Genomic DNA, 10953 nt, shown 5'->3' on the forward strand with positions numbered 1-10953 from the left:
GGGTTCGGTTGGTATACAATATTTATTTGTATGTATGTCTCAATGACAATTCTTTTGGCAAAAAATACTTGCCTGTGGTGCAATAATCCATTTTTATATACACCGAGCATGGGGCTGAAATGAATGGCATATCTTTTTTTCGGCAGACCAAATGTATCAAATATGGCAAGCCTAATGCAAATCTATAGGTGCGTGTCACAAATGTAAAATTTCTGATTGATTGGTAATTATTTTTGGCAATCATAACCCCAATTAAATTAAATATTCTGATTGAAATTTGAATAAACTCACCACAAAACCTCCTACAATCTCTCATTCACTACTTCCGCAATCAAATCAGCTCTTGGGACAAATCTTCTTTGGTTATAGCAATATATAGTTTTTGAGCTTTAAGGATTTTGGTTTGGCATTGATGCATTCTATGACAATCAATCATTTACCAATGACTTGTTAACCCATTATTTTGCTGTAACGGCATTCTGGTAGAGAATTTGGGCATCCTAGGACATGCCCATCTTTTGTATTTGTAATAAAATGCTTGTTTAAAAAGGCAGGGGAATTAGACGTTTTTCAAGGAAAATTTCGCAGTTGACACTAAAACACCAACAAGGATTTGATGATGAAAATAATCTAACCACTTAAAATGCCATAAATTCAAGGTTTTAACTCAACTTTTTAAATCAGAGTTTTTTCCAAATCCCGATTTTTATAGATTTTTAAAAATTTCAATCCCAGCACTTATAAGAATTCATTTTTAATTTGGGATGAGATCTATATAAGTGTTCAGACAGTTATTTTGCATGCAAAAATAGATTAAATTTATCAAATTTTCATTACATCCATAAACATACCATCAATGATGGGCACACCCGAACCACTTAAAACCTAAAACTTCCAACGATAAATCACATCAACCATGTTCTCAGCGGCAGATGTCGCCTGCACATAGACACGACGAGTCAGCTGATATCGCATGGACAGCTCGGTCTCAGCATTGAACACGCCCACGCCATAGCGGATATATAAGTCAGGCGTGATGTAGCCTGTGACATTAACATGCGTGTCGCTTGAATTGCCCGATGCGTCCACCGTCAAGCTCTCAAAGCCTAATGCACTGCCGATTTGGTTGGTAAGTCCACGTGTGCCTGATAAGCCAAGACTCAGCCCTGCGGCCGCTAGGTTATTGGTGACCTGTGAGCGAAATCCTTGTTCGGAGATTTGACTGTCTGCCGATGGCGACAGTCGCCCTGTAATGATGGCGTTCATCGCTTGCTGTTCGGATAGCCCTGCGTTATTGAACACGCTAATCTCTGGCGTGCTTGCTGTACCTTTAATACGCACGCCCACTGTTTGTCCTTCAATTTCTTTTTCGGCTTCAATGGATAAGCGTGGGTTTAGCATGTCGCCATTAAAACGGATTTGGGCGTAGTTAAGTTCTAGATTTTGTCCAATACCGTCAATCTTGGTGCGTTCAGACACCTGTATCACGCCCCGAGCTTGGGTTTTGCCCTGCCCGCTTTGGGTCAGGTGTAACGCCCCCGCCAGTGGCAGTCTGGCACCAAAACCACGGAATGTCACATCATCACCCAAATCCAATCCGATATCGACATTAATATCCCACGGAGCAGACACTGCCAAAATTTGCTCAACTTTGCCCGAAAGACGACGGTCAAGCACCGACACATCAGGCGACTGAGCCACGACATCACCCTGTGCTTCGGGCGGGCGAATGGTTGCTGATGGTATGACCACCACGCCTTTGATGTCCACATAGCGAGATGAAGGTCTAACCACCACTTCAAGGTCGGGACTGACCTGTGCCACAACCATAGGAGGCGAGCTGATGGTCAAATCATCGGCAGAGATGTTTACTTTGGCTTGGAGTTCCTGTTGCCAGTCCACCTGCCCCGTCAGCACACCCTGCCCCTGCCCACCGACAAAATCGCCTGCCAATGTCGCTTGCGTGCCTGACACTTGGGCTGATAGGTTGATGTTTGTCAAATCCAATGGCACATCCATGACCGCCAAATGCCCATCCGTCAGCTCAGCATTACCATAAAACAAGGGGCGAGACAGCGTACCACCCACACCACCTTGGAGCGTGACGTTGCCCGATAGGGCTTTTAGGCTTGGAAAAAATGGACGCACCACTGCCAGATTAATGTCATTAATCACCACCGCCCCCGAGATGGGCTTGTCATCGGCGAATGGATTCATTAACACGTCAGCATAGCCCTCGCCTATCGTCCCTGCCACATCGGTGCGTAGTTTTAGCCCTGTGGGCGTGCTTTGGACGATGACCGAGATACGCTCATAGGGCATTTCCACATAGCCTGTATCATCGCCATACAGTCCCAGTCGTCCATTATCCGAATATAGCACGGCATTGATTTGGGGACTGGTATTGCCTTTTTTATGGCTTATTTTGGCTTTGCCATTTAACTTAGAATGCCAAAAAATGTCACTGGGCATGGCAGGCGAGAGTACGGATGTATCAAGGTCTTGGACGACCAAATCTGCTTTGATTTCATTGGGGGTATAGACCAGCGTGTCTTGTAGGCACAAAGAACCTGTACCGCCTGCACGGGTTTTACTGGTCTGCCAACAGTGCGGAGCGATTTGTAAGCTCTTATCTAACCCTATCTTAAACTCGGTCGGCTGTCTTTGTGACAACAGCCCAAAGCGGGTCTCCATCCGTCCCTCGCCCAGTACGCCTTGATAAGTCTTGGTTCGGCTGTTAAAACCACCCACCACTTTGGCACGTGCCTCCACCTGAGCATTTTTGGTCATCAGTGCCAGCTCGTGCTTATCCTGCGTACCTTTAAAATCAAGCCGTGCCGACTTCACCACTCGCCCCATGGCGATGATGTCTGAGACCTCAGCTAATAACTGACTAGGAGCATTGCCCAGATTGACAATTTTACCCACCACACTCGCCTTTTGGACGATGACATCCGCCGTACGCACGTCATTAGCATTTAAATCCACATAAATGGTCGGTAGCTCGGTGCGATTATCCACCAAAATCACACCGCCTTTTATCATCCCCCGAGCACTCGGGATGAGCTGACTTAGGTCGGTAAGATTAAGTGCTGTGGTGAGATTTTGCTCATTGCCATGCATGCTTGCGACATTATCGCCCATGCGAACTTGGACTTTATCGGCGTTTAACTTACGGATGATTTGGCGGGTTTGTTTGGTGTTTTGTTCTAACTGACGCTGAAAATCGGTAATGCTTTGTAAATCAAAACTGTCAGGATTGGTTTTTAGACTGCCAATATACCCACCCAAATCATCAGACAAATCAAACTCCCCCGACAGCGACCCCGTGGCAGTCACATCCTGTCCTCGCATGACACCTGTCAGAGCCAAGCCATCAATGGCGATACGCTGAATGTCCCTACCCCATCGCCCTGTCGTGGTAAAACCCCCTGTCAGCTCACTGTCCATGTCACGCACAAAGCGACCGATGTTCAAGGCATTCATTTTTGCCGTCAAGTCCCACGCCATCTGTCCGATGTCCACCATCCCTGACGCTGACAGCTCGCCCGCCTCCCCTGTATGCTCCAAGCGATGTACCACAAAGCGGTTATCCTCTCCGCTGACATCCACTGCAAGCTGACCATCTAGCATGTCATCATGGGCGACTTGACCGTCAAATTTGGCAGTGAGTTTGCCCAGTTTGCCATCTTGATAACTGCCTGTGCTACTCATGTCGCCTGTGATGACGGCAAGCAGGCTGGCATTATCCACCACGGCAGACGTATCTATCTCATCAAGGCGAGCCTTGATGTCCCAACCAATGCCTTGGGCGAGTGTCAGCACCCCCGACCCTGACAGCCTGCCTTTGGACGTGCGATAATCCAGGGTACTGATGTTCATCTTATCTAGGTCGCCATGAACCCCAAGCACAATATCGCCCGTACCAATCTTAGTCAGTAGGCTCTGACCAAATTTACCCTTAAAGTCAGCGGTAAAATGACTAACGTTCGAACCTGCCATCTGCACCAACGCCTTGCCCTCGCCTGACAGGGTCACGGTACTGTCATCGGCAAGGGTCGCTGTCAAGTCCGAGCGAATGATGTTAATCTCATGCGACTGTCTTGTATGATTTGGCTCTTTTGGCGAGCTTGTGGTATTCGCCCTTGCCTTGGTATTTTGCTTATCTTCACGCATTCGCCCTGTGGCTAGAATAGTGCCTTTGATGAGTGAAAACGGGGTCTGATCAGGGGTGTCAAAATACGCATTGGGCATAAAGCCATCGGTCGCCAAATCAAACTGCCAAGCCAACGGCGTGCTGGTCGTGGCAAGGTCAATCCGCCCCATCCCCGTCAAGTCCCCAAGCTCGCCTTGATAATGAAAATCGGTTAGATGAATCCGCTCGCCCTTTTCGATATTGGCACGAATGTCATAATCCCCCACAGGGGCAACCGATAACGCCTTGATGTTCGCCTTGCCCTCAATGTAGGTTCGCCCCTCTTCTAGGCGAATACTTGCCGTGCCGTGTGGACTATTGATGTTATCGATGTTTGGCACGCCTGCCCGCACCAAGTTTTGCCAATCGGCATGAATCCGCCACGGAGCGTTAGGGCTGTCTTGGCTTTGGGCAAGCGTTGCCTGTACTCGCTCGCCATCTTTTTGGGCTAGGTCAAATGCCAAGCGAGTCTCATTGGTCGCCTTGTCCAGATAAAAATATTGAAAACCCAAAGCCCCATCTAGCACCGTCGGCAGATACGCCTGATAATCGGTGTATTCAACAGGCATGAACTCACGCACTCGCACGCCATCGCCACGCACCGTCACGTCCATCATGAACTCATCTGACCACACCATGTTGCCATCGGCATGGAGCTGTCCGCTTGGGGTGTCTGCCGTTAATGTCTCGATGTCCATACCGCCATCACGCACCACGCCCCGACCATAATACCGACCGGCTGGTATGTCTCTGCCTGTCAAGTCGGCATTCATGCGTAACTCAATGCGTTCAACCACGCCATCAGCGGTAATTATCCCATCTTTTATCGTGATGTTCTGCTCTTTGGCATAGGGCAGAACGGCATGATTGACGTACAGTTTGGCACTAAATGGCGAGCCATCATCTAGTCCTTGGGCGACGAACTCGCCATGAATGTCGTGTTTGTTATATTTACTGGTGACCTTGCCGTGCGTGCGTTTGAGCGTGCCTTTGGCGGTGGTGTGTAGCGTGTCAAAATACGCTTTATCCAAAGCGGACACCTTAACATCCGCCGTGGCAGAGAGCGGATAGTCGCCTGTCAGACGAATCTCGCCATTGACATGACTCACGCTCACGTCATGGTTAAAATCAAGGCTCCCGCCTTTGATATGCACATCCATCCCCGCCCATTTACCATCTGCCAAGACAATATCATACAGATAAATGGCGTCTTTATAACCGCCTGTGCTGTCTTTTTGGGTGTAGCTGACCGTGCTTGCGGTCGTGTTTTGTAGGCGTAGGCTAACGGGCAAATCAATGGTCGCATAATCAAACGGCTCGCCTGTGGGCGGTTTGTGATTGATGATGTCAAGCTTATCAATGCTTGCTTCTGCCAAATGCACTTGACGGGCAAAGACCGCCCGCCAGCCCAATTTGACATAGGCTTGATTGACCTTTATCTCCATGTCTTCGCCTTGGGCGATGATGACATCATTCACCCACACGCCCCCACGCAAACTGCCTTTGCCGTAGGACAGCTTGGTGCCGGTCTCGGTTGCGATTTTTTCTAAAACAAATTTGGTGCCGGTCTCGGTACTAATGGCATAAAACAGCAATGCAAAAATCAGCACGAGTACAATAATAATGGCGACAAACAGCCGAATGAGATACACCTGCCATTTGGGTTTTGGCGGTGTGTGTGATGGGTTTGTGCCCGACTGATGGGACAAATCCGTCCCTGCCTTATCATCAGGCGTGGCATTTTTAGGGTCGGTGGTTTTGTGGTCAGTCATGGCAAACAGTGGTCGTTAAGCGATAAAATTATCATAAAAATGGTGCATTAAACCATAATTTGAGCAATTTTTCAATGTAAAATCAATGTAAATCAATCATCATGACAAATAAGAATATATGCCAAATTTGAACATAAGATAAAAAATTACTCACCTAAAAATCAATGCTTTACAGCTTTATATAGGGCAAATTGCAATTTTCCCTTACAAATCCATCCAAAGACATCATCCATTTACAATGCCCACGAATATTTCAAAGGCAAATTTGAACAGACTTATCATTTAAATTTTTGGTAGTGGTATAAAAAGTATGCCAAACTAGGCTTTCCGTTCACCCTGAGCTATGCCTGCGGGCTGGAAAACCGTCATGGTTCGACAGGCTCACCACGAACGGTTTTCTTAATAGCATACTTTTTGAGCTAGAACCAAATTTTTAAAAAGGTGCCCCGATAAAAAAGTGCAATTTCACTGATTTGTCTTTTTCGCCCACGCCTGTTGCCACGTCCAGTCGCACTTGCCCCACAGGGGACGCATAACGCACGCCCACGCCTGCCCCGACTTTGGTGTCATTTTTAAAGTCCTTATCATAAGCATTACCCACATCGGCAAATACGGCCAGTCGCAAGCCTTCTAAGATTTCGTAGTTATACTCGCCACTTGCCACGGCTAGGGCTTGACCGCCCGTCAGATAGCCTTTATCGGACAAAGGCGACAGGCTTTCATAGTTATAGCCACGAATGCTTTGGTCGCCCCCTGCAAAAAAGCGGAGTTTGTACGGCACGGCATTAAAATCATCCGCCCACAGATAGCCTAGGTTGAGACTGCCGATGAGTTGGTGCTGACGGTCTTTGCCGTAGCTGTTATCACCAAAGCTATACACACCGCTAAGCCCTGCTCGCAGTATCGCCATGTCGGTATCGGCGAGCAGTCCTTCTTTGCCCAGCTCTAACGAGTAGTACTGACGATAGCCCCGCATGGGATTTGCCAGATTGTCCACCACCATCTTATTCATGGCATAGCCCAGCAGTAGGGCTTCTTGGGTGGGCTTGCCACCTTCAAACTGCACCGGCAAATCCTGCCACGTCTCTCTTGGAGCGTTGGTTTCAAGCTCATCTAGGCGATATCGTAGCGAATAGGTGCGATTCCAGCCATTTTCCTTGATGATATTACGGCTTAGCCCCGTCTCCAAAGTCTTACTTGATAAGTCAAAATGCCCCACACCTTGGTCGATTTTCTCTTCATCATAACCCAGTGAAGCTTTGACTTTATCGTTTAAAGGATGACTCATGGGACGGGTGATGTACATCTCCACGCCCTTTTTGTTTTGCGAGACTCGCACGTCCGCCCCTGCTTGCATGCCATCTCTGTTTAAGAGATTGTGCTCAATCTTGGTAATGAGTCTTGCCCCATTATCTGACCCCCAACCCACACCGATTTGGGCATCTCGGGGTTTGTCCGACATCACAAAGATATATAGTGGCACTTTTTTGTCTTCATAGACATCCTGCCCACCTTTTCGCCCTGCCAATACAGGCGACTCTACGCCTTCGGGTAGCTCTGGCAGAACATCGCTGGATTCATCGGGCAGTATCATCTTAGCCACGCTACTGACCGCATCCGAGATACGCCCTAGGATACTGCGTGACTGCTTACTGCTGTCGGTGACAAGCAGACGGTCATCAGGGGCGTTATAGAGTCGTTCGGCTTTTTGCTTGACCAACGCCAGTTTGTCGCTGATAATCTCACTCGTGGTAAAGTCAATCGGGTCAATGGTCGCCGTCACACCATCACCCAAATCTACCGTCTGACTGCCATCATCCGTCTCGGCTCGGGCAGTGGTATTTTCAAAATTAATCCCCGTCTCTGGGGTCTGACTGGGCAGGACTATCTCGGTATTGACTGCATTAAAATAACCCGTGGCAAGTAAGTTATTGCTTAGATTGCGTGTGGCGGTGCGATTATAGGCATCGCCCATCTCAAAGGTGACCAGCTTGCGTAGCACTTCGGGCTTGACAGGCAGTTTGTCAGGGTCGGTCGTCAGCTGACCTGTATCCTTATCCACGGTAAAGAACACCACATCATCAAAGCGGTATTGCTCGCCTGTGTCATAGACTAGGTTCACATCCGCCACATTGTCAGGCAGTATCACATCCACTGAATTGCTAAGCCATCTGCCATCAAAATAACCATGCTCGCCACTGACTTCATCAATAACCGCCTTATTGGCTTCATAGTTGCCATGATGAAAGACATCGCCCTGTTTGAGCGGAGCGTTGTCTTGGGCTTGGACATAGGCAGGGTCATCCGCCCCCAAACCACGCACGTCTAGCACCGCATTATCCACGACGACAGGCTCGCCCAAATCATGCATGACCAGATTTATCTCGCCTGCCCCTGCCCGCTCTATGCTAAAATTCAAATCATAATAGCCCACCGCTTGACCTGCGGTAATAACCGTCTGTCTAAGGCGTGCCACCGACGCCCCAAAGTCCGCCACACTCTCAGCACTAATCTCTTCTAAGGCGGTCACGATGTTGGCAAATGGCTCGGATTTTAGAGTTTTACGGGCGACTTTGTCGGCATTGTCGGTTGCTTTGGCGTTGTTCATGCGTCTTGCCATCATCTTGGCTCGCAGGGCTTCAAAGTCATCCAAACTCTCCACCGCCGTATCCCAGCCCACACGCTCGCCCCCGTGATAGACATTCACTTTTAGGCGAGTGACCGCTTCTACACCGTCATTGAACAGGCGGCTGTACAGGCGTTTGACCAGATTTGGCGGTTTAATCTCATCGACGATGGCATCAGGGCGTGGAGGCGGTGTGTTCGCCTCATATTCGTACTCGGGCAAATAAGCGGTCGGGTCAAGCTCGCCCTCCGTCTCATCCTGCCCTGCGGTCACACTCTCATAAGTGGGCAGTTTGGTAATGGCACTCTCATCCAGCCCAATGGGCGTCTTATCCGTACCCAGCGTGGCAATATCGCCATCTTCAATCTTGGCAAAACCATCTTCATGGCGGGTGTCGGCATGACTGACATCTGCCGTCTCATAAAAGCGGTTGTCCATACTGGCATCTTGTAATTTTTTCTCAATCTCTGCCGTGGTCAGCATTTGACTGGCGGACATGTCCCCAAAAAACACATCATCAGGCAGACCATCTGCCAACATCTCTGTACCGCTCAGCTTGCCATCATCTATCTCATCATTATCTGTCTTGCTTGGCTCGCTGTTATTGGTCTCTCCCGCTCCCACAGACATGGACGCATCAGGATTGACCGTGGGTGGTGGTACTAACAGTTGGTTCGCTGTCGCAGGCAATACCCCAACCCCCATCAGGGCATGCAAGCACAAGAGCAGGCGTGTTTTTTTGTGTACAGATACAACTTTTTTCATGATAAATTTTAAAAATTTTAAAAATATCTGCTATTATAAGCAACTAAATTATCATTATCAACACACAAAACATCATGGCATCCCAATTCTCCCTATTTAGAACCCGTCGTTTTAGCTCGATGTTTGCCACTCAGTTTTTGGGGGCATTTAATGACAACGTGTTCAAGCAGGCACTCATCTTGGTGCTTACCTACACCGCCGCCGCCAAAATGGGGGTTGCGGTCAGCTTGCTTAACAACCTTGCCGCCTTGCTATTTATCTTGCCTTACTTTTTGTTTTCAGCATTGGCAGGGCAAATCGCCGATAAATACGAAAAATCACAACTCGCCCAAAAACTTAAACTATTAAAAATCATCATCATGGCTTTGGCGACGGTCGGATTTGTCTTTGAGCTATACCCTCTGCTGTTTGTGGCGTTATTTTTAATGGGCACGCATTCTACCTTTTTTGGTCCTGTCAAATATGCCTACCTGCCCGAAGTCATGCACAAAGATGAGCTGGTCGGGGCAAATGGACTGTTCCAAACTGGCACCAGTCTTGCCATCTTGACAGGCATGATGTTGGCGGGGGTCTTAACTCAGCTCAACAACTCGCTAGTATGGATATCGGGCATAACCCTACTCATCGCCATCTTGGGCTTTATCGCATCTCGCTTTATCCCTGTCGTCCCACCCCACGAGCCGAATTTAAATGTAGATTATAATATTTTTCGCACCAGTTTTAATATCATCAAATATTTGTATGGTTTACCGTTATTGTTTTTTATCATTTTGGGTAATAGCTGGTTTTGGTTTTATGGGGCGACTTTTTTAACCCAAACCCCTGAATTTAGCAAAGTGATTTTGCATGGTAATGAATCGGTGGTGATTTTATTATTAACCTTATTTTCTGTTGGTACTGCCATCGGCTCATTATTATGTAAAACACTCACTAAAAACCAAATCAGCCTAAAACTTTTGCCCATCGGCATCATCGGTCTTAGCGTGTTTGCCGTGGATTTATATCTATCACTAAGCAGTATTCATATTAATGCCCCTGCCCATAGCACTTATACCATCAGCGAGCTGTTAAATATAAATGGCACAACTCGGGTATTTGCCGATTTGTTTTTATTGGGGTTGTCAGGCGGTATTTATATCGTGCCATTATATGCTTTTATGCAGGCTTATGCTCCCATCAGCCATCGCTCACGCATTGTTGGGGCGAATAATATCTTTAATGCGATATTTATGGTTGGCTCTGCCATTTTCTCTATTATCATTTTAACGGCATTAACATTATCCATCCCCCAATTATTTTTAATCACGGGTGTGATTAATGCTGTTTTTGGCATATTTTTATACATCAAATTAACCCGTTATAAAGACAGCATGGCAATGGCAGAAGATGACGGCATGATTTAATTATTTTAAAAACACAAAAGCCATGTTATTTATTAACATGGCTTTTTATTGTGAATGCGTTTTTGTGTTGGGTTAAAAATTTGTATATACAATTTTATGATAATTTAGCAAAAATTTTGGGGGAATGCAAGAAATTTTTACAAAAAATACCCATCAAGTTTGACGGGCATTTTCTATACCAACCGAACTTAA

General features: G+C 47.3%; 3 protein-coding genes. 1 reads left to right on the plus strand and 2 read right to left on the minus strand.

All coding sequences use genetic code 11. The features are described 5' to 3' along the window. Positions 1-885 precede the first annotated feature (885 nt). Together B5J93_RS09280 and B5J93_RS09285 are read right to left on the minus strand one after the other, a co-directional pair. Positions 886-5967: a translocation/assembly module TamB domain-containing protein gene (locus tag B5J93_RS09280; protein WP_079326133.1), complete on the minus strand. Its 5082-nt coding sequence runs from the start codon at positions 5965-5967 to the stop codon at positions 886-888. Positions 5968-6400: 433 nt separating this feature from the next. Further along, positions 6401-9358, minus strand: coding sequence for an autotransporter assembly complex protein TamA (locus B5J93_RS09285; RefSeq protein ID WP_228144919.1), 2958 nt, complete (start codon positions 9356-9358; stop codon positions 6401-6403). 74 nt (positions 9359-9432) lie between these two features. On the opposite strand from B5J93_RS09285, the gene B5J93_RS09290 reads away from it, so the two are divergent. Further along, positions 9433-10761 carry an MFS transporter gene (locus B5J93_RS09290; RefSeq protein ID WP_079326134.1) on the plus strand — a complete coding sequence of 443 codons (1329 nt, stop codon included), beginning with the start codon at positions 9433-9435 and terminating at the stop codon, positions 10759-10761. Positions 10762-10953: the final 192 nt, after the last annotated feature.

The organism is Moraxella equi (genome assembly GCF_002027555.1).
GTDB classification, from domain to species: domain Bacteria; phylum Pseudomonadota; class Gammaproteobacteria; order Pseudomonadales; family Moraxellaceae; genus Moraxella; species Moraxella equi.